Source organism: Plantactinospora endophytica (assembly GCF_016862915.1).
In the GTDB taxonomy this organism is placed as follows: Bacteria; Actinomycetota; Actinomycetes; order Mycobacteriales; family Micromonosporaceae; genus Plantactinospora; species Plantactinospora endophytica.
In genome coordinates this window covers 272,839-292,971 of the sequence record NZ_BONW01000005.1, presented here as the reverse complement: position 1 = coordinate 292,971, position 20,133 = coordinate 272,839, and the positions used below count along the sequence as shown (strand labels likewise).

General features: G+C 72.7%; 13 protein-coding genes and 2 pseudogenes. 8 read left to right on the top strand and 7 right to left on the bottom strand.

Annotated elements, in window-relative coordinates; genetic code table 11:
• Positions 1 to 29: 29 nt before the first annotated feature.
• Together Pen02_RS08730 and Pen02_RS08725 are read left to right on the top strand one after the other, a co-directional pair.
• Complete coding sequence (locus tag Pen02_RS08730) at positions 30 to 1,253, top strand: thiolase family protein (protein WP_203865399.1); 1,224 nt, start codon at positions 30 to 32, stop codon at positions 1,251 to 1,253.
• The gene (locus Pen02_RS08725) at positions 1,250 to 3,349 is read left to right on the top strand and encodes a 3-hydroxyacyl-CoA dehydrogenase NAD-binding domain-containing protein (RefSeq protein ID WP_203865398.1); all 2,100 of its coding nucleotides are present in this window, start codon (positions 1,250 to 1,252) and stop codon (positions 3,347 to 3,349) included. Before Pen02_RS08730 ends, Pen02_RS08725 begins: the two co-directional genes overlap by 4 nt.
• 156 nt (positions 3,350 to 3,505) lie before the next feature.
• Here the strand turns inward: Pen02_RS08725 and Pen02_RS08720 are convergent, their stop codons facing one another.
• Entirely contained in the window at positions 3,506 to 4,165 is a 660-nt protein-coding gene (locus tag Pen02_RS08720) for a hypothetical protein (protein ID WP_203865397.1), read from the bottom strand.
• 444 nt (positions 4,166 to 4,609) lie between these two features.
• Between Pen02_RS08720 and Pen02_RS08715 the strand changes: the two genes are divergently transcribed.
• Both Pen02_RS08715 and Pen02_RS08710 read left to right on the top strand, forming a co-directional pair.
• Positions 4,610 to 4,981, top strand: coding sequence for a hypothetical protein (locus Pen02_RS08715; RefSeq protein ID WP_203865396.1), 372 nt, complete (start codon positions 4,610 to 4,612; stop codon positions 4,979 to 4,981).
• The gene (locus Pen02_RS08710; protein ID WP_239140286.1) at positions 4,978 to 5,469 is read left to right on the top strand and encodes a roadblock/LC7 domain-containing protein; all 492 of its coding nucleotides are present in this window, start codon (positions 4,978 to 4,980) and stop codon (positions 5,467 to 5,469) included. The genes Pen02_RS08715 and Pen02_RS08710 overlap by 4 nt, the downstream gene beginning before the upstream one ends.
• A 310-nt stretch (positions 5,470 to 5,779) precedes the next feature.
• Here Pen02_RS08710 and Pen02_RS08705 read toward each other — a convergent pair whose 3' ends face one another.
• Complete coding sequence (locus Pen02_RS08705; RefSeq protein WP_203865395.1) at positions 5,780 to 6,163, bottom strand: VOC family protein; 384 nt, start codon at positions 6,161 to 6,163, stop codon at positions 5,780 to 5,782.
• A 278-nt stretch (positions 6,164 to 6,441) separates the two neighbouring features.
• Here Pen02_RS08705 and Pen02_RS08700 point away from each other — a divergent pair.
• Together Pen02_RS08700 and Pen02_RS41625 are read left to right on the top strand one after the other, a co-directional pair.
• Positions 6,442 to 7,692, top strand: a pseudogene (locus Pen02_RS08700) (MFS transporter); the annotation flags it as partial.
• A gap of 212 nt (positions 7,693 to 7,904) precedes the next feature.
• Complete coding sequence (locus Pen02_RS41625) at positions 7,905 to 8,909, top strand: DUF2637 domain-containing protein (RefSeq protein ID WP_239140279.1); 1,005 nt, start codon at positions 7,905 to 7,907, stop codon at positions 8,907 to 8,909.
• A 355-nt stretch (positions 8,910 to 9,264) separates the two neighbouring features.
• Here the strand turns inward: Pen02_RS41625 and Pen02_RS08690 are convergent.
• The 3 genes and pseudogenes from Pen02_RS08690 to Pen02_RS08680 form a co-directional block, all read right to left on the bottom strand.
• Positions 9,265 to 10,410: pseudogene (locus tag Pen02_RS08690) on the bottom strand (sensor histidine kinase); the annotation flags it as partial.
• A gap of 8 nt (positions 10,411 to 10,418) precedes the next feature.
• Positions 10,419 to 11,105: a response regulator transcription factor gene (locus tag Pen02_RS08685; protein ID WP_203865393.1), complete on the bottom strand. Its 687-nt coding sequence runs from the start codon at positions 11,103 to 11,105 to the stop codon at positions 10,419 to 10,421.
• An 81-nt stretch (positions 11,106 to 11,186) separates the two neighbouring features.
• On the bottom strand, positions 11,187 to 12,539 hold the full coding sequence (locus Pen02_RS08680; protein WP_203865392.1) for an outer membrane protein assembly factor BamB family protein: 1,353 nt from the start codon (positions 12,537 to 12,539) through the stop codon (positions 11,187 to 11,189).
• A 160-nt stretch (positions 12,540 to 12,699) separates the two neighbouring features.
• Here Pen02_RS08680 and Pen02_RS08675 point away from each other — a divergent pair, with 160 nt between their 5' ends.
• Positions 12,700 to 14,676 carry a putative glycosyltransferase family protein gene (locus tag Pen02_RS08675; protein WP_372445595.1) on the top strand — a complete coding sequence of 659 codons (1,977 nt, stop codon included), beginning with the start codon at positions 12,700 to 12,702 and terminating at the stop codon, positions 14,674 to 14,676.
• An 82-nt stretch (positions 14,677 to 14,758) separates the two neighbouring features.
• Here Pen02_RS08675 and Pen02_RS08670 read toward each other — a convergent pair whose 3' ends face one another.
• Together Pen02_RS08670 and Pen02_RS08665 are read right to left on the bottom strand one after the other, a co-directional pair.
• Complete coding sequence (locus Pen02_RS08670) at positions 14,759 to 16,690, bottom strand: DUF6311 domain-containing protein (protein ID WP_239140278.1); 1,932 nt, start codon at positions 16,688 to 16,690, stop codon at positions 14,759 to 14,761.
• Positions 16,687 to 18,534, bottom strand: coding sequence for a DUF6311 domain-containing protein (locus tag Pen02_RS08665; RefSeq protein WP_239140277.1), 1,848 nt, complete (start codon positions 18,532 to 18,534; stop codon positions 16,687 to 16,689). The genes Pen02_RS08670 and Pen02_RS08665 overlap by 4 nt, the downstream gene beginning before the upstream one ends.
• Positions 18,535 to 18,873: 339 nt before the next feature.
• On the opposite strand from Pen02_RS08665, the gene Pen02_RS08660 reads away from it, so the two are divergent.
• Entirely contained in the window at positions 18,874 to 20,064 is a 1,191-nt protein-coding gene (locus tag Pen02_RS08660; RefSeq protein ID WP_239140272.1) for a hypothetical protein, read from the top strand.
• The last annotated feature ends 69 nt before the right edge of the window (positions 20,065 to 20,133 follow it).

Below are 20,133 nucleotides of genomic sequence, written 5' to 3'. Positions count from 1 at the left end.
AGCCGGGCCCCTGCGGCAAGGAGGCTCCAGTGCCCCGTGAAGTCCGGGACGTCGTCTTCGTCGACGGCGTCCGCACCCCGTTCGGCAAGGCGGGTGGGATGTACGCCCACACCCGCGCCGACGACCTGGTGATCCGCTGCATCCGCGAACTGCTGCGGCGCAACCCGCAACTGCCGCCGGAACGGGTCGACGAGGTGGCCATCGCCGCCACCACCCAGATCGGCGACCAGGGCCTCACCATCGGCCGTACCGCCGCACTGCTGGCCGGGCTGCCCAAGACCGTGCCCGGCTACGCCATCGACCGGATGTGCGCCGGAGCGATGACCGCCGTCACCACGGTGGCCGGCGGAATCGCGATGGGCGCCTACGACGTGGCGATCGCCGGCGGCGTCGAGCACATGGGCCGGCACCCGATGGGCGAGGGCGTCGACCCCAACCCGCGCATCCTGGCCGAGAAGCTGGTCGACCCGTCCGCCCTGGTGATGGGCTCCACCGCCGAGAACCTGCACGACCGGCTTCCCGGGATCACCAAGGACCGGGCCGACGCGTTCGCGCTCGCCTCACAGGTCAAGACCGCCAAGGCGTACGCCAACGGCAAGCTCCAGGGCGACCTGGTGCCGGTGGCGACCCGGGACCCGGAGGCCGGCTGGGGGCTCGCCACCGCCGACGAGGCGCCCCGGGAGACGTCGCTGGAAAAGCTCGCCACCCTGAAGACGCCGTTCCGCCCGCACGGCAAGGTCACCGCCGGCAATGCGGCCGGACTCAACGACGGCGCCACCGCCAGCCTGCTCGCCGCCGAGGACGTCGCCCGGGAACTCGGGCTGCCGATCGCGATGCGACTGGTGTCGTACGGCTTCGTCGGGGTGGAGCCGGAGGTGATGGGTTACGGCCCGATCCCGTCCACCGAGAAGGCGCTGCGGATCGCCGGACTCTCCATCGACGACATCGGCCTGTTCGAGCTGAACGAGGCGTTCGCGGTGCAGGTGCTGGCCTTCCTCGACCACTTCGGCATCGCCGACGACGATCCCCGGGTCAACCAGTGGGGCGGGGCGATCGCCATCGGCCACCCGCTCGCCTCCTCCGGGGTACGGCTGATGACGCAACTCGCCCGGCAGTTCGCCGAACACCCCGAGGTGCGGTACGGCATCACCGCGATGTGCATCGGCATCGGCATGGGCGGCACGGTCATCTGGGAGAACCCGGCCTGGACGGCGTCCAGCCAGTCGATTCAGCGGGAAGGTGGCGACAAATGACGGTTCCGCGTAACCCGAACGAGGTGGTCACCCGGTCGCTGCTCCGGCTGGTGGCGGTGCCGGGGCTGGACCGGCCGGCCGCGCTGATCACCCTGGACAACGGCTTCGACCACACCAAGCCGAACACCTTCGGCCCGGCCGGTCTGTCCAGTCTGGACAGCGCGGTCACCGAGGCGCTCGCCGCCGAGCCGGCGTTCGTGGCGGTGACCGGCAAGCCGTACATCTTCTGTGTCGGCGCCGACGTGACCGGCATGCCGCTGCTGGCGGACCGGAACCAGGCCCGGGAGATCGGCCGGCTCGGCCACCGGGTCTTCGGCCGGCTGCGCACCAGCGCCGTGCCGACCTTCGCCTTCGTCAACGGCGCCGCCATGGGCGGCGGGCTGGAACTGGCGCTGCACTGCCACTACCGCACGCTCTCCGGCGGCGCCGCCGCGCTGGCCCTGCCCGAGGTCTCCCTCGGGCTGGTGCCCGGTTGGGGCGGCACCCAACTGCTGCCCAACCTGATCGGCATCGCCGGTGCCGCCCAGGTGATCATCCAGAACCCGCTGATGCAGAACCGGATGCTCAAGCCGAAGCAGGCCGCCGAACTGGGCATCGCGGACGTGCTGCTGGAGCCGGCCGACTTCCTGGAGCGCTCGCTGGAGTGGGCCGCCCGGGTGGTGCGCGGCGAGGTCCAGGTGACCCGGCCGGAGGTCGACCGGGAGATGTGGGACGGCGTGCTCTACTTCGCCCGGCAGACGCTGGACGAGCGGCTGCACGGCGCGGTGCCGGCCGCGTACCAGGCGTTGGAGCTGTTGGAGCGGGCCCGGCAGGCGCCGGAGGCGCCCGCCGACGGCGACCCGGACGGGCTGCCGGCCGGGATGGCCGCCGAGGTCGAGGCGCTGGCCGAGCTGGTCTTCAGCGAGGAGCTGCGCAGCGGCCTCTACTCCTTCGACCTGGTGCAGCGCCGGGCCAAGCGGCCGGTCGGGGCACCGGACAAGGGCCTGGCCCGGCCGGTGACCAAGGTCGGCATCGTCGGCGCCGGGCTGATGGCGTCGCAGCTCGCGCTGCTCTTCGCCCGCCGGCTCCAGGTGCCGGTGGTGCTCACCGACCTGGATCAGTCCAGAGTGGACAAAGGCGTCGGCTACGTGCACGCCGAGATCGACAAGCTGGTCGGCAAGGGCCGGCTTCCCGAGGGTACGGCCGCCAAGCTGCGCGGCCTGGTCAGCGGCTCGGTCGACAAGGGCGTCTTCGCCGACGCCGACTTCGTGATCGAGGCGGTCTTCGAGGACCTGGCGGTGAAGAAGCAGATCTGGGCCGAGCTGGAGAAGATCGTCTCCCCGGAGGCGGTACTCGCCACCAACACCTCCTCGCTCTCGGTCGGCGCGATGGCCGCCGACCTGGAGCACCCGGAGCGGGTGGTCGGATTCCACTTCTTCAACCCGGTCGCGGTACTGCCGCTGCTGGAGATCGTCCGGGGCGAACGGACCGACGACGCCACCCTGGCCACCGCGTTCGCGGTCGGCAAGGAGCTGCGCAAATCCTGCGTACTGGTCGCCGACGCACCCGCGTTCGTGGTGAACCGGCTGCTGACCCGGTTCCTCGGCGAGATCTTCGCGGCCGTGGACGCCGGTACCCCGCCCGAGGTGGCCGACGCCGCACTCGACCCGCTGGGCCTGCCGATGCGTCCGCTGGCACTGCTCCAGCTCGTCGGACCGGCGGTGGCGTACCACGTCGGCGGGACGCTGCACGCCGCCTTCCCGGACCGGTTCGGGGTGAGCGCCAACCTGAGGCGGATCGCCGAGTCGGGCCAGCCGCTGGTGGTCGACGGCGACGTCAACCCGGAGGTCGCCGCGCTGCTGGAGGTCGGTTCGGCGCCGCTGACCGCCGAGGAGGTACGCACGCGGGCGCTGGACGCGCTGGCCCAGGAGATCCGGCTGATGCTGGACGAGGGCGTCGTCGCCGAGGCGCAGGACATCGACCTGTGCATGATCCTCGGTGCCGGCTGGCCGTTCCACCTCGGCGGCGTCACGCCGTACCTGGACCGGACCGGTACCTCCGAACGGGTCACCGGCCGCCGCTTCCTGCCCCGGGGCGCGGCCAGCCTGCCCGGCTGACCCCCTCCCGCTCGGGGCGAGGGGCGAAGTCTCCCGTCCCCCAAACGATCGCGGTGATCAGGGACCTGTCCCGACGAGTCGCACGGCGCGCTGTGCGACCTGGTCCCTGACCACCGCGATCTGCCCGGACGCCGGCCGGCTGCGGTGTCTACGGCCTCAGCCGATCCGCAGCCGCCAGCCCTCGATGTGCGTCGGCGCGGTGGCGCTCTGCGGGTAGTAGCCCCACTCCTCGCAGCGCCCGCCGGTCACCGGCTGTTGGTCCAGCCGGGTCGGCGCCCGCCACGCCTCCACCGCGTAGGCGACCTGGTACGCCTCCACCCCGTACTCGGCGATCAGCCGGGTCCGGGGTGGCACCGGTACCGCGATGCTCACCCCGCGCTCGGTGACCTGGGTCATCACGATCTGGGTACTGACGTTCGTGGTGAAGAACTTGTCCTGCCCGGTCGCGCTGATCCCCACCGTCGACTGGATGGTGAAGGTGCGGGACACCCGCGACGTGATCGTGTAGTTGACCGTGCTGTCGGTGCCGTTGTCGAGCAGTTGACCGTCGCTGACCAGGAAAATCGGGGTGGCGCTGTGCAGGGTGTAGCGGTAGCCCTCCCAGACCCGCCCGGCGCGGCTCTGCGCGATGAGCCGCCAGTCGGTGATGCTGTCCGGACACGGCACGATCGCGCCGGCACTGGCGGCACCGGGTGCGACCGCCACCACCGGTACGGCGAGCCCGCCGGCCAGCAGGGTGAGCACGCCGAGCCGGGCACGCCACCGCCCTCCGCCGGCACCCGCTCGTCTGCTGAGCTTGGCCTTCCAGGTGTTCACGTGACCTCCCGGGGATGCCCTGACGCGGTTGCGTCGTACGGCTGCCAGACGGTGCTGGTGCGACGGTGCGGTGTGTTGCCTGCCCGGCCGGGCGGGGGCGCCGGCCGGGCAGGGATCGAGATTCGCGTACCGCACTGAACGACCACTGGACATCGACTGGATTCGTCCCGTCCGCAGGACCTGCCCTGCCGAGCCGGCCGGCCGGTCCGTTACGCCGCTGTTAACAGGTACCGGACGGCGCTGCCATCCCCTTGCCAACCGGAGTTTTGCTGCCCGGCGGATCGTCAGCAATTGGCCGGTCAGTCCAATGATCGTTTGGACCCATGCGAACGACCAGCCAGTATGCAAACCTCTCCGCAGAAGTTCCACCGCACATGTCGGCAGCGTGTCGGCACCCCTACCGGGGGCGACGGTGCCGGCGACAGCACGATCGGAAGGAGAACTGTGGCCAACCTCGATGTCGCACTCAAGGGCGCGATGAGCATCGACGGCGCCATCGGCGTCGCGCTGGTGGACTACACCAGTGGAATGACGCTCGGCGTCGCGGGCGGCACCGCCGAACTCGACCTGACCGTCGCCGCGGCCGGCAACACCGAGGTGGTGCGGGCCAAGATGCGGACGATGGAGATGCTCAAGCTGAACGACACGATCGAGGACATCCTGATCACGCTCGGCGGCCAGTACCACATCATCCGGCCGCTGCGTTCGAAGACGGGCATGGGCCTCTTCCTCTACCTGATGCTCAGCAAGAGCCGGTCCAACCTCGCGCTCGCCCGGCACCAACTACGCGGGATCGAGGAGACCCTGGAATTGTGAGTACGGTCGAGAACGGCGAGAGAACCCTGCCCAGACGGGTGCCCGAATACCGGTCGGACCAGCGCGGCGACGAGGGCTACGGCATGCCGACGCCCCGCTTCGAGCAGCTTCCGCACATCGCGATCAATACCGTCCTGTCCGACCTACGGCTGCTGATTCCCGGAGTACGCGGTTGCGTCCTGGGCGGCGTCGACGGCCTGCTGATCACCCACAACCTGCCCGACGACGCCGACCCGTGCGACCTGGCGGCGCTCGCCGCCACCACCTTCGGGATCGGCCGGCAGGTCGGGTTCCGGCTCCGTCAGGGCGCGTTCCGGGAGTCCACCGTACGCAGCACGAACGGCTACCTCAGCGTCTACGCCGCAGGTCCCAGCGCACTGCTCGGGGTCATCGGCGAGGACACCATCAACGTGGCCCGACTGCACCTGCACGCCCCGGCGGCGGCCGAACGGCTCGCCACCCTGCTCTCCTCCGCCCGGGACGCCTGAGTTCCGGGCGGATCCCCGCAGCGAACCGCAGCTCACCCGGCCGGCCGGTCGACCCGGACCCCTCCGCACCGCCACCGGTACGGAGGGGCCGTCGCGCCCCGCCGGCTCGACCGCCGACCGGGCTCGGCCGACGGTCCGCCGGGCGTACCGGCTCGGCCGGCGCGCTCGGCGGACCGGCGGGTCACGCGGGTTGTCGTGCCCAGTCGCCCACGGCCACCGGGGAGCCCGGTCGGCTGGCTCGCCCGGCGTCAGCTCGTCGCCGGGTTGTCGGCTCCAACCCCCAGTACCTCATCGACGGACTCCGGAACCTTCAGCCGGCCCGCTCGGCGGCGCTCCGCTCGACGCAGAACACGTTGCCCTCCGGGTCGGCGAGCACTGCCCAACCGGTGCCGTCCGGCCGGCGATGGTCGGCGGCCATGGTCGCGCCCAGCCCGAACAGCCGGTCGACCTCCTCGTCCCGGGTCCGGTCGGTCGGTTGCAGGCAGAGGTGCAGCCGGTTCTTACCCGACCTGCCCTCCGGCACGCGCTGGAAGAAGACCTGCGGCCCGACGCCGTCCGGCGCCAGCAGCGTGATCTCGTCGTCGCCGGGCTGGTCCTCCGGACGCAGCGACCGGTCCAGCACCTGCGCCCAGAAGCCGGACAGCCGGTACGGGTCGGCGCAGTCGAAGCTGACATTATGGATCATGGAACTCACGCGATCCTCCAGGAAGTGGAGTGCGCGCCTCGCAGGCAGAACTCGGATCGGTCAGCGGTGGCCGAGGCGAGGCGCGGGACAGGACGAAGCAGACATCTACCGCACCTCCCTCCCATGATCCGGGCTGACGGCGGCAAGCGTCGCACGGCGGGTACCGGATCGGCAACCCCATTTCCGTCGGCCCGTTCCCGCAGCTCCCGGCAGGCGCCGCGCTCCGCTCCGGCAGCCCCGCGTCGCCCAGGTGCCGGAGACCTCCACCGGTGTGTGATCCTCCACCGATGCGTCCCGACGGCTCGGCCCCGGACCGGTCCCCCGCTCCGCTCGGCTCCCGCTACTGGCGCCTGTGGACGTCCGCCGGGCTGTCGAACCTGGCCGACGGCACCATGCGGGTGGCGTTGCCCCTGGTCGCGGTCGGCTTGACCCGCTCACCCCTCTTGATCGCCGGAGTCGCCTTCGCGGCACGGCTGCCGTGGCTGCTCTTCGCGCTGCCGGCCGGCGCCCTCGCCGACCGGTGGGACCGGCGCGGCACGATGCTCGGCGCCAACGTCGTCCGGGCCCTGCTGCTCGCCCTGCTCGGGGCGGCGGTCGCCCTCGACGTCGACACAATCTGGGCCCTGTACGCGGTCGCGTTCGCCATCGGTGTCGCCGAGACCAGCTACGACACCTCGGCCCAGGCGATCCTGCCGCAACTCGTCCGGCGTGACCACCTGCCCCGGGCCAACGGCCGGCTCTACGCGGCGGAGCTGACCGCCAGCGAGTTCGTCGGCCCGCCGCTGGCCGGCTTCCTGGTCGCGGCGAGCATCACCGCCGCCTTCGCCGTACCGGCGGCGCTGTGGGTGGCGGCGGTGCTGGCCCTGCTGCTGATGCCGGGGACGTTCCGGGTCGAGCGGGACCGGACCGGCGGAATCCGCGCCGACATCCTCGAAGGGCTCCGGTTCGTCGGCCGGCACCGGCTGCTCCGGACCTTCGCCGTGATGGTGGGCGTCGCCAACTTCGCCGGCAGCGCGATCCTGGCCGTCCTCGTCCTGTACGCGGTCGGCCCCGACTCTGCGATGGGACTCTCCGCGCAGGCGTACGGGGTGCTGTTGACCAGCGTCGCCGCCGGGAGCGTACTCGGGTCGTTCGTCGCCGAGCGGGTCAGCCGGAGGCTCGGCCGGGCCCGTACCCTCGGGCTGACCGTCGTCGGCCACGTCCTGATGTACGGCGTCCCCGCCGTCACCACCAGCCCGGTGCTGGTCGGTGCCGCCTTCCTGGTCGGTGCCACGGGCGGGACCATCTGGAACGTGATCACCGTGTCGCTGCGGCAGCGGATCACCCCGGACCGGCTGCTCGGCCGGGCCAACAGCGTCAACCGGCTCGTCGCCTGGGGCACCCTGCCGCTGGGTGCCGCCGCCGGTGGACTGCTCGCACAGTTCCTCGGGCTACGCGCGGTGTTCGCGCTGATGGCCCTGGTCCAACTCGGCCTCCTCGCCGGGATGGCGGTGGTCACCGACGACCGGATGGACGCCGCCGAACGCGACGCCGACCAGCCCGGCGGCACCCGGAGGCCGATGACCGAACGCGGGAACCGGAGAAGGGACGGCGAGGCAACGCCAAGCACACGGACGGGCAGCAGGCGGTGAGCGACACGCCGGAGATTCGGGCGGTACACGGGCTGGACCGGTTCGGCCGTAAGGATGAGCGGTCGGGCCGGCTGGTCCGCTGGACCGAGAGGCAGCACGACGAAGACAAGGAGCGACCGGTGCCCCTCCCACAGCTTCGCCGGGTCCGCTGGGCTGTACGCGCCACCCTCACCCTCGGGGTCGCCGCCTCGGTGGTCGCCAACATCCTGCACGCCCGGGACAACCCGATCAGCCAGGCCATCGCCGCCTGGCCACCACTGGCCCTGCTGCTCACCGTCGAGTTGATCTCACGGGTACCGGTGCACCGCCGCTCGCTGGCCTTCGCCCGCTGGGCGGCCACCGCCACCATCGCCGGGATCGCCGCCTGGGTGTCGTACTGGCACATGGTCGGGGTCGCCGCCCGGTACGGCGAGACGGGCGCGTCGCCGTACCTGCTGCCGCTCTCGGTCGACGGACTGATCGTGGTGGCCAGCATCTGCCTGGTCGAGCTGGGCGGCCGGATCTCCGCCGCGCAGGCGGCCCAGACCAGCGCCGCCCAGCCTGCCCCGGCGCCCGATCCGGCGCCGGGAGCCGAGTCGACCGCACCGGCCGGTCGACCCGGCTCGGTCGGTCAGGCCGGATGGCCGGCAACGACCGGGCCGGCGCGGCAGTTCGGGCCAGCCCGGCAACCCGATCCGAGCGCCCAGCTCGGATCGGGCGCCCAGGCCGGATCGGCCGAACTGGGCGGGGCAGCCGGGCAGAAGGGGGCAGCCGGGATGGGCGGGGCAGCCGGGCAGAACGGGGCAGTCGGGTGGGCCGCAGGGCCTATGACCGGGCCTTCGGCGGTCGGTTCGTCGGTGACCGCCAGCGCGCCGACGGTGGTACCTGCCGCGACCGGCGCTGGTGGAGCCCGGAAGACAGCCGTCGGTGCGTCCCGGAAACGGCCCGCCGCCGGCCGGGCGGCCAAACCCGCGACCGGTTCCCGCCCGCGCCGCCCGATCACCGAGACCGCCGCACTGGCTGCGGCGATCCAGGCCGAACGCCCGGACGCCAGTGACGCCGACGTGGCGCAGGAACTCGGCATCACCACCGCCCGACTCCGGGCGATCCGCCGCGAGGTCCGCGACCTGGACCTCGTCGCCTGAACGAAGATTCGCGACCTGGACGTGGTCGCCTGAACAAACATCCTCGACCTGGACGTGGTCGCCCGGAACTGAGGCCCGGAAATCGAACTGTCGCCCGGGTGTCCGAGGCCGGCAGGCGGGATCAGCCGCGCGGCGGGTCGGCGCCGGGGCCGGCCTCCGCCAGGCCGTTCGGGGTACCGGCGGTTCCGTCCGGCGTGCCCGCGACCGGTACGCCGGCCGGAGCGATCCGGCTGGCCGCCGAGCCGAGCGGGACGGTGCTCGCCGTACTGACCGCGCCCGGCACGCTCGCCGGCCGGATGGGTGCGGCCAGCGGGGCGCCACCGACCACCGCCGAGGCGGCCACCACCGGCGTGGTCTCGGCCGCCGGCAGGGTCACCGTCACCTCCAGCCCGCCACCGTCCTGGGCGATCGCGCTGACCGTACCGCCGTGCGCGTCGCAGACCGCTCGCACGATCGACAGCCCCAGGCCGGAACCCCGGGCACCGGTCCGCTCGCGCCCACCCCGCCGGAACGCCTCGAACAGCCCGGGTACGTCCGCCTGCTCCACCTCGAAGCCCGTGTTGCCGACCACCAGCCAGGCGTGCTCCGGACCGGAGCCGGTACGCACCCACATCCGGCCGTGCAGGTGGTTGTAGCGCACCGCGTTCTCGATCAGGTTGCCGGCCAGCCGCTCCAGCAGGCCCGGATCGCCGACCACCGGTGCCGGGGCCAGCGCCGTCTCGACCTGGAGCTTGAGCCGGGTGGTCTCGGCCCGCACCGCCGAGAGTGCCGCGCTGGCACCGGTGGCGAGATCGGTCGGCGCCTTCCGGGCCAGCCGGCGCCCCGACTGCGCCTCACTGCGCGCCAGCACCAGTAGCGCGTCGACCAGGTTGTTCGCCCGCTCGGAGGCGTCCCGGACCACGGTGCCCATCCGCCGGTACTCGGCCACGTCCGCCTCGTCGTCGGCCATCGTGACGTCGATCTCGGTACGCATCACCGCCAGCGGCGTACGCAGCTCGTGCGAGGCGTTGGCGACGAAGCGTTTCTGCGCCTCGAAGGCGTCCCCGATCCGGTCGAGCATCGCGTCGAAGGTGCCGGCCAGCTCGGCCACCTCGTCGTCCGCGCCGGAGTAGCGGATCCGCTGGTCCAGGGTGGCCTCGCCGAGCCGGCGTGCCGTGGAGGTCACCTGATGCAGCGGGCGCAGCGCCCGGCCGGCCACCGCGTACGCGCCGGCCACCCCGACGATGCTGATCGCCAGCAGCGCCAGCAGCCCCTTGACCAGCAGTTCCCGGGTGGCGGTCTGGGCCATCTCCTGCTGCCACTGACTGGCCTGGACCAGCCGGCCGTCGGACAGCTCCAGAGTGGGGTTCGACCTGAGCTGGATGTCCGGGGTCAGCGCGTCGCCGACCAGCAGCCAGGCGAGCAGCACCAGGATCGCCCCGGCCCCGATCAGCAGGACGCCGTTGAGCAGGGTCAACCGGAGCCGCAGGGTGGGCCGCACCCGGGGCCGACGACGGGTCAGATAGACGGTCATGCACTCACCTGCCCTGGCACGTACGGGTCCGGTACCCGGTAGCCGGCACCGACCACCGTCTCGATCAGCGGTGGTTCACCGAGCTTCTTCCGCAACGTCATCACGGTCACCCGGACGGTCGTGGTGAACGGGTCGGTGTTGGCGTCCCAGACCCGTTCGAGGAGTTCCTCGCTGGAAACCACCGCGCCACGCGCCTTGACCAGCTCCTCCAGCACGCCGAACTCCTTGCGGGTCAGGTCGACCGCCACCCCGCCCCGGGTCGCCACCCGACGGGCCGGGTCGACCACCAGGTCGGCCACGGTCAGCACCGGCGGGGTGACCGGGGTGGCCCGGCGACCGAGCGCCTGCACCCGGGCGACCAGCTCGTCGAAGGCGAACGGCTTCGGCAGGTAGTCGTCGGCGCCGAGTTGGAGCCCTTCCACCCGGTCGGCGACGGTGCCGCTGGCGGTCAGCATCAGCACCCGGGTCAGGGCACCCGAGGTGACCAGGTCGGCGCAGATCTGGTCACCGTGTACGCCGGGCAGGTCCCGGTCGAGCACCACCACGTCGTACCGGGTGACGAAGGCCATCTCGTGACCCGTCGAGCCGTCGTAGGCGACGTCCACCGCCATCCCCTGCCGGCGCAGCCCTCGGACGATCGCGTCGGCCAGGTTGCGCTCGTCCTCGACCACCAGTACCCGCACCACGGACCTCCCCGGCTTCCTGTAGGGGACAACCTATCCGTGCCCGACAAGTGACAGCTCGCAGGCGTCCGGCCGGGTGGATTATCCGGGCAGTCGCCACACTCCGGTCGACGCGTCGAGCCGCCGGCAGTACAGCGCGGTCGCGGTGAGCCCGCAGCCGCCGGAGATCCCGGGCAGCACCGTCAGCAGGCGGTGCTGCCAGGTCGCCGGGTCGAACTCCACCACCCAGGCCCGCCGGTCGGCGCCGTACCGGACGCCGACGAAGCGCTGCCCGTACGCCTCGAAGACGTTCCAGGCGCCGAGGTCGGCGAGTACCCGTCCGGTGGCCGGATCGAGCACGGACATGGTGTCGGCGTCGCCGGCCCCGGTCGCCCAGCCGATCAGGGCATCGCCCAGCGACGAGAGGGTGCTCCACTGGTCGTCCGCCCACCGGGTGGCCCCGGTCCGGGGATCCCAGACCCGTACCCCGCGCTGCGGCCGGAAACTGCACAGGTCGACTCCGCAGGGGAACGGCCCGTTCTCCACCACGAGGTCGAGCGGGGCCGACCAGCGGCGGTCCAGCCGGGGCAGCCCGTACGCGGTGACGGTGCTCTCCCCGTACCTCAGGAACAGGCCGCCGACGGCCTCGCCGCGCACCCGGGCCCGCGGTCCGTCGCCCGGCTCCGCCAGGTGCCCGGCGTGCACCAGGGCGCCGGTGTCGAGGTCGTGCACCTCGACCCGGCCGCCGGGCAGCGCGAGGACCAGGGTCGACACCCGGCCGGCGCCGGTCGGGTCCCGGATCGGCCGGTCGAACGACGGCAGCGCCCCGGCCGGCACCGGCAGCGACCACCGCTCGGCACCGGTCGCCGGATCGACCGCCACCAGCCTCCCGGGCTGCTGATCCGGGGGCGACGGCCGCCTCGGGTCCGCCCACACCGCCGGCGCCTCCGTCCAGAGCAGGAGAAGGCCGGCGCTGCTCACCGCCATCAGGCTCGCCTCGCGCTCCCAGGCGACGACGCCGGTCGACACGTCCAGCACGGTCAGCCGGGCGAACCGGGGCAGTGACAGATCCGTGTAGGTCGCGAGCAGCAGGTGATCGCCGACCGGTTGGACGGTGCCGAGGTCGCCGGCCGGCAGCGCCACCCGCCAGCGCGGCTCGACCGCCGGCAGCCGGTATCCGGCCAGCATCACGCCGCCCCGGTCGGAGCGCTCCGGCCCGGCGACGAACAGCAGGTTCCGGTCGGCGTAGACCGTCGCACCGAACCGGGTCGGCAGCGTCACCTCCGGCCACGGCCGGGGGAACGGGTGCCCGGCCGCCACCGTGCCGAGCAGGGCGACCAGCACGATCCCGAGCCACCCCGACCGGGCGGCCGGGCGCGGGCCCGTGGCCGGCGGCGGTCCGGACGGCTCCGGCCGGAAGGCGGCGGTCAACTCACCGAGCTCGATGGTGGGCACGTCCTCCCCTCCCTGCTTCCTCCGGGCCTGGCCGGAGGCGCTCGGACCGGATCGTCCGGCGTCGTTCCCGCAGCGACCGGGCACACTCCGGATACACCGAGCGGGTAGCCGCAATTCGGACGCGAAGCCACCTGTACGATGGCGCCTCGTGGCAGTTCCGGTGGTGGACAACTCTTCGGATGCCGAAGCCGGCCCGACCGAAGCCGGTCGATCTCGACAGTGGCGAGTTCTCCGAACTCCCGCCCGGGTCGACCTACTGGCCATCGGAGCGTACGTCCTGCTCGGTGTATTCGTGTGCGCCAACTACTGGGCGGACGTGAACGTCCGGGTGTCGTCGCACCTGCCCACCGACCACAGTTGGTTCGAGTGGCTGTTCGCGCACGGCGCGTACTCGGTCCAGCATCTGGAGAACCCGCTCTTCTCCAGCCGGCAGAACATGCCGGACGGGGTCAACATGATGGCCAACACGTCGCTGTTGGGCGTCACCCTGCCGCTGGCCCCGCTCACCTGGCTGTTCGGCCCGCAGGTGACGTACGCGCTGTACCTCGGCGGTGCGCTCGCGGCGACCGCCGCCACGTCGTACTGGATGTTGTCGCGGTACCTGGTCGAGTCGCGGGGCGCGGCGTTCGCCGGTGGGGCGTTCCTCGGCTTCGCGCCCGGCATCATCCATCACGCCAACGGGCAGCCGAACTTCGTCTCCAACTTCCTGCTGCCGCTGATCGTGGTCCGGGTGCTCCGGCTCGGCGAGCCCGGCCGCCTGCTGCGCAACGGCGTGGTGCTGGGGCTGCTGGTGGCGTACCAGATCTTCGTCAACGAGGAGATGCTGCTGCTCACCGCGCTGGCCTGCGCGGTGATCGTGCCGCTGTACGTGGCCTTCCGGTGGTCGGTGATGCGGACCCGGATCTGGACCTTCCTCGGCGCGCTCGGCGTCGGCGGTGCGCTGGCGATGCTGCTGGCCGGCTACCCGATCTGGTACCAGTTCAACGGTCCGCAGTCCTACCGGGGGTTGCAGGGCGGCGTCTTCCACAACTGGGGCGAGGACCTGCGGGCCTTCGTCACCTACTCCCGGGACACCATCGCCGGCTCGCCGGAGGTGGAGAAGACCATCGGGGTGACCGAGCAGAACACCTGGCTGGGCTGGCCGCTCGTCGGGCTGGTCGTGCTGGTGGCGGTGCTGTTCTGGCGTACCTCGCTGGCCGCCCGGATCGCTGCGGTGCTCGGGCTCGGGTTCGGGCTCCTCTCGCTCGGCCGGCAGATCCGCTACGACGGCCGGCTCACCGAGCACGAGGGGCCGTGGCACCTGCTGCCGGAGGACCTGCCGCTGGTCGAGATGATGATGCCGACCCGGCTGAGTCTGGTCACGGTGGCCGCCGTCGGCGTCCTGGTCGCGGTCGGCTGGAACGAGGTCGCGAAGACCCGACCACGGCCGGCCGCCGCGAACGGCACGGCCGGCGGCGGCCACAACGGCGTCGCCGCGACCGTCGGCCCGCCGTCCGAGGCCACACCCCCGGCCGGGGTCACGGCGGCGAACGGAGTGGCGGCGGCGAACGGCCATCCGGCACCGGGCAGCGGCCCGCTCGCCACCGCCGGCCGGGTCGAGCCGGTCGGGCCACGGCTGCGGATCCTGGCGTACGCGGCCATCGCGCTCGCGCTGCTGCCGATCTTCCCCCGTCCGCTGCCGGCGATGCACATCGACCCGCCGCCGCAGTTCATCACCTCCGGCGCCTGGCGGCCCTATGTGCCGGCCGGCCGGACCCTGGTGCCGGTGCCCATTCCGAGCAACGTGCACGGCCTCTCCACGCTGCGTTGGAGCGCGCTGACCGGGCAGCAATTCCCGATTCCGGCCGGCTACTTCATCGGGCCGGACGCGGAGGGCTACGGGGTGTTCGGCGCACCGTCCCGGCCGACCAGCCTGCTGATCTACGGGACGATGGACCGGGGCGCCGCGCCGCTGCTCACCGAGGAGAACCGGCGGCAGGCGATCGAGGACCTGCGGTTCTGGCGGGCCTCCGTGGTGGTGCTCGGCGACCATCCGGCCGCACCCGCGCTGCACGTCCTGCTGGCCGGGCTGCTCGGCCCGGGTCAGCGGGTGGACGACGTCTGGCTCTGGGACGTCCGCCCGCTGCTCGGCGGCTGACCTCTCCCCCGGCGCCGGACGAACCGACCGCACCCGGTCGGCTGGTCCGGCCGGGTGCGCTCAACGAGCGGGGCCGGCCGGGTCAGTCGACGAGGTGGCGGACGTCCCACACCCAGGCGCCGGAGATGTCCCGGCCCGGCCCGAGCAACCGGTCGAGGGTCTCCTTGACCGGAACGCCCCGGTGCAGGCCGCCCTGGACCACGATCGCGGCCCGCCAGTGCCGTAGATCCTCGATCGCCTGGCGCCGTTCGACCTCGCCGATCGGCGGCACCTCACCGGTGGCGGCGACCCGGTCCAGCAGTACCGCCGTCGGGCGGTCCGGCGCACCCCAGCGGCCCTGCGGGTCGTGAGGGCCGGTCGGCCCGATGAAGTAGCCGCCCGGCGCGGTGAACGCCAGCCCGGTCCGGGCCGACCAGTACATCCCGGCGGTCGCCTCGGAGCCCCTCGTCGGCGGTACCGGGACGAGGGTGCGCCCCGGCGGCACGTACGAGCGCCACTCGCCGGTCGCGACGAACTCCGGTACCGGCCAGACCGGCCTGGTCTGCAACGGCGTCGGCGTCGACGGCAGCAGTACGGCGGCCACCGCACCGGTCCAGAGCAGTCGCACCGGTACCCGCCGGCCGCCCACCGCCGCGTCAGACCGCGCCCGTCCACCAGGCTGCTCCGGTACGAGGTCTGCTGCCGTACGGCGGGAGACCTGGTCGAAGGAGATCGCCAGCAGGATCGCCAGCGCCGGTACGCAGATCAGCGGGAACCGGGCCGGCACCGCCAGGTCGATCAGCGGCAGCCCGGAGACCAGCCGGTACGGGCCGGGCAGGTCCAGCACCTCGCCGCCCAGCCGCAGGTTCTCGCCCAGCGACAGCGCGGCGAAGACCAGTACGCAGAGCACCAGCGCCCGGACCAGTGGGCGCCGCCACTGCCAGATCGCCACCACCGCGCAGAGCACCAGCAGTCCCAGCCCGAAGAAGGAGTTCTCCTCGGTCAGGTTCGGCGAGAGCATGCCCGGCACCGAGTCGTGCCCGGTGATCGTCTGTCGGGAGGAGGCGACGAACGACTCCAGGTCCAGCGGGTACGCCTTCGGGTCGAACGGCAGCCCGCGATAGTGCCCCGGCCCGAAGAACTGGAACCACAGCGGGTACGCCAGCAGCACCACCCCGACCAGGGTGCCGACGCCGAGCCGGCCGAGGAACGCCGGGGCCAGCCGTCGGGCCGTTCCCGGGGCCGAGACCGCGTAGCCGACGGTGAACAGCCCGCAGGCGAGTACCAGGAAGGCCAGCACCTCCTCGCCGAGGAAGACCTGGTAGCCGACGAGCACTCCGAGCAGTACGCCGCGCCGGACCACCCGGTCGGTACGCCTGTCGAAGACGACCGCGAGGATCGCCGGCACCAGGAACTGCGAGATCATGTGCAGGTGCCCGGTGGCCTGGGAGATCATCCCGGGGGCGAACCCGCAGAACAGTCCGGCGACGGCCGCGCCGAGGCGGGAGCCGACCACCCGACGGGACAGGAAGAGATACCAGGCGGTGGCCGTACCGGCCAGCGAGAGCAGCAGCGCGAGCAGGTAACTGGTCTGCGAGCCGAACAGCAGGGTCACCGGGGTCAACGGCACGCCCAGGCCGAGTACCGAGGTGTTCGCCATCAGGTTGATCCCGTCCGGCGCGTTCAACGCGGTGCTGTAGAACGGGTTCTCCAGGTGGGTCACCGCCCGGGCGGCCCGGGCCAACATCCACTCGAAGAGCATCATGTCGTTGCCGGCGTACGTCATCCGGTCCCGGTGCAGCCAGAGCCCGGCGCTGACGTAGCCCGCCGAGGCCAGGTAGAGCAGCACGACGGCGACGTCGACCAGCGATCCCCGGCGCCGGCTCGACCAGGTACGCAGCGAACCGAGCCGGTGCACGGCGGCCCGCCGCAGCGCCGCCCCGCGACCGGGCCGGGGGCCGGCGGTCGCCACCGGCACGGCCGCCGGGACCGCGACGTCCGGCGCGGTCTCGGCGGGTCGGCCCAGCCCGCTCACCCAGCCGTGCGGTCGGTCAGGGCGCGGACGTCCCACACCCACACGTCGGCGGTACGCCGGGCCGGGCCGGCGAGCTGGTCGACGGTGCTGCGCAGCGCCTCGGCGTTGTCCTGCCGCAGCGGCAGCACCAGGATCGCGGCCCGCCAGTGCCGGAGCTCGTCCAGGGCCCGTCGACGCTGCCGGTCGGTCAGGGTCGCCGGCTGGCCGCTGGTGGCCACCCGGTCCAGCACCGCGCTCAGCCCGCTGGGCCGGCCGCCGAACCGTCCCGGATCACCGGTGTTCCCGTTGCGGGGGGCCAGGAAGTAGCCGCCCGGAATCTTGAAGTCGAGGTTGGTGGCGGCGGCCCAGCGCATCCCGTTGGTGTGCCCCATCGCCGGTACCGGCACCGGCACCAGCGTCTGGTCGGGGCCGACGTAGGGCCGCCACTGGCCCGAGGTGATGAAGTGCGGCACCGGCGGCCGGCTCACCTCGCGCAGCGGCAGCGGCAGGATCGGCACCAGCGCGATCGCCAGGGCGGCCACCACCACGGTACGCAGCGCCTTCCGGTCGGCGATCTCCAGCTTCCAGGCCCGGTCGGTGGCGAGCGCGAGCAGCAGCCCGATCACCACTGTGGTGATCAGACCGAACCGGGTCGGCACCACCGCGTCCAGCAGCGGGGCCTTGACCAGCACGTCCCACGGCCCCCAGAAGGCGCCCCGGTTCCACCAGGAGATCCGCTCGCCGAGCGACAGGATCGCGAAGAGCAGGCCGGTCACCGCGAGCGCCCGGATCAGCACCTCGCGGCGCAGCCAGACCACGATCGCCACGGTCAGCAGGGCCAGGCTCCAGCCGAAGAAGGCGTTCTCCTCGGAGTAGTTCGGGGCCAGGTCCAGATTGGCCCGCTGGTTCCCGCCCAGCGTGGTGGAGCCGGGCACGAAGAACGCCGCCAGGTCGTTGCCGTAGTCCCGGACCGCGTCGCTGAGCCCGTGGTACGCCTGCCGCCCGGCGAACTGCACGATCAGCGGGTACGCCAGCAGCGCCCCGGCGAGTACGGCGCAGACCGCCAGCCCGGCGCCGAGCGGTCGCCACACCGCCCTCCACCGGGCCGGCTCCTGCACCAGTACCGCCAGCAGGAAGATCCCGCAGGCCATCGCGGTGAAGAGCAGGATCTCCTCGTTGATGAACGCCTGGTAGGTGACCAGCACCGCGAGGATCACACCGTCGCGCAGCGGCCGGGTGGTGCGGGTCAGCACCAGCACCCGCCAGACGATGAACGGCAGCAGGAACTGCGAGATGATGTTGGGGTGCCAGTTGGCGTGCGACAGCAGCGCCGGGGAGAAGCCGCAGAACCAGCCGCCGACGATGGCCGCGATCGGCGCGCTGACCAGGTGCCGGGAGATCACGTAGTACCACGCGGAGGCGGTGCCGGCCAGGCCGAGCGTCACCAGTACCACGAACGACACCGCCGGGCCGAACAGCAGCGTGATCGGCACCATCGGGATGCCCAACCCCAGGATGGCGGTGTTGGCCATCAGGTTGACGCCGTCAGGATAGTTCAACCGGTCGGTGAAGAACGGGAACTCGCCGTGCAGCACCACCCGTACGGAGTGGGCGAGGAAGTACTGCACCTGGGCGGGGTCGCTGCTGTAGAGCGAGGCGACCCGGCCGGCCGGGTCGAGCCAGATCTGGCTGGTCACCCAGAAGCCGGCGACCAGGAAGAACGCGTACACCGCGAGGTCGCGCCGCCAGGTCGGCCAGCGGGCGGGGCGGGTGGCCGGGTGGCCGGTGTTCCGGTCCGGCGTACCTGGGTCCTCGCCCGCGTCCCCGGATCCCGGACCGGGCTCGCGGTCGCTGGGCGGCGCCACCGTGGGCCGGACATCCGAGCCGCTCTCGGAACCGGCACCCGAACCCGCCGACTCCGCCGCGCCCCCGTCGGTTCCGGTCGCGGTTCGACCCCCCGGCTCGGGGCCTTCCGGGTCCGGCGTGGTGTGCAGGCGTGGCTCGGCAAGCGTCACAGTCGGCGGAGTCTACAGGAGTACCCGATTGGTCCCAGTTGCCTGGGCGGCGGGTTACCGCAGTGCGAGTCGTGTCACTCTGCCAGGCGTCCCCGTTCGGCGGGGCTTTCCGGGTCAGGCCCGGACCACGTCCGAGATCTCGTAGGATGTGGCTTCTGTAGACAGCTGAGGCGGATCGGGAGCACAGCGGTGGGTTCACTCCCTCGTAGCGGGATCGTCGGCACGGCTCTGACGCTGGCTCTCCTCGTCGGCGGCTGCGGCACCGTTCCGAAGGAACCTCCGGTCTCGCTGCGGGTCGGCTACGACACACTGGACGGCACCCTCCAGGTGTGGCCGTCCCGGGGGACACTCGCCGGCGATCCACAAGCGACCACGGCGGTGGCCCGGGCGGTCGACGAGTGGCGCTCACCGGTCGAGGACCGGGTGCACCTGCCCTCCTCCGGCATCCTCTGGCTCGGCGAGGTCGACGGCAACCGGCTCGCGCTGGTCGCCGCCGACGTACCCGGCGAGGCCGGCTCCTGGCTGTTGCAGCTCACCGGGGACGGCGCGGACTTCCGGGTCGAGCGGGCGGTCGAATACACCGAGCCGGGCTACCTGGTCTACTCCGACGTCCTGCCGGTGCAGTTGCCCACCGGCCGGCGCTACCTCGTCTCGGCCCGGGTCGACCGGCTGCTCGGACCGAACCGCCAGCCGCTGGCCGTCACCGACGGCCTGACCGGCCCGGTCGCGCTGCCGGCCTGCGCCGCCAGCACCGTCACCGCCCGGCTGCGCCCCAGCGAGTCGCTGCCCAGCGGCAAGTCCGCCGACCGGCTCATCGACCTCGGCACCGGCACCGAAGGGCCGCGCTATCCGCTGGTCGGCGACGACACCGGCGCCGGCGCCCCGTTGCTGAACGGCCTCGACACCTGCGCGCTCGGCGCCAAGACCGGGCCGTTCGGCAGCATTCCGCACCGGGTGCACGGCGTGGCGCATCCCGGTTCGGTACCGGTCTCCTGGCCGATCGACCGGCTGACCACGAAGTCGCTGGCCGAGGTGGAGTTGGCCGGCGCGGGTACGGAGCCGGCGAAGCTCGAACAACTGAGCTGGCGTACCGACGAGGGCATGATGACGGCTGCCCTGCTCCGGCCGGCCTCCGGGCCGCCGCTGGTGTCGGCCGCCGACCGCCTCGAACCCCTCCAGGCGTACGTCCTGCCGCTGGCCAGCCCCGTCGTGGTGCTGGTCTGGCAGCCGAGCCCGGAGTCGAGCCTCGCGCTGCCGCCGAACACGAGCCGCCTGGTGGACCGCCCGGGGCTGGTCGTGGTGCCGAAGCCGGCCGAACGGGAGACGTTCAGCCTGATCACCTCGGACAAGACCACCGACCGCTCGGCCGGCGGCAACTGACCGGGGTTCGCCCTCCGGCCCACCGAAGCTCAGCGCGCCCCTCGACGTTCGGCTGGTCCGCCAAGACTC

Excerpts from the sequence above, each read along its gene's own strand:
- Pen02_RS08725 (WP_203865398.1), top strand. The coding sequence starts at position 1,250 with ATGACGGTTCCGCGTAACCCGAACGAGGTGGTCACCCGGTCGCTGCTC.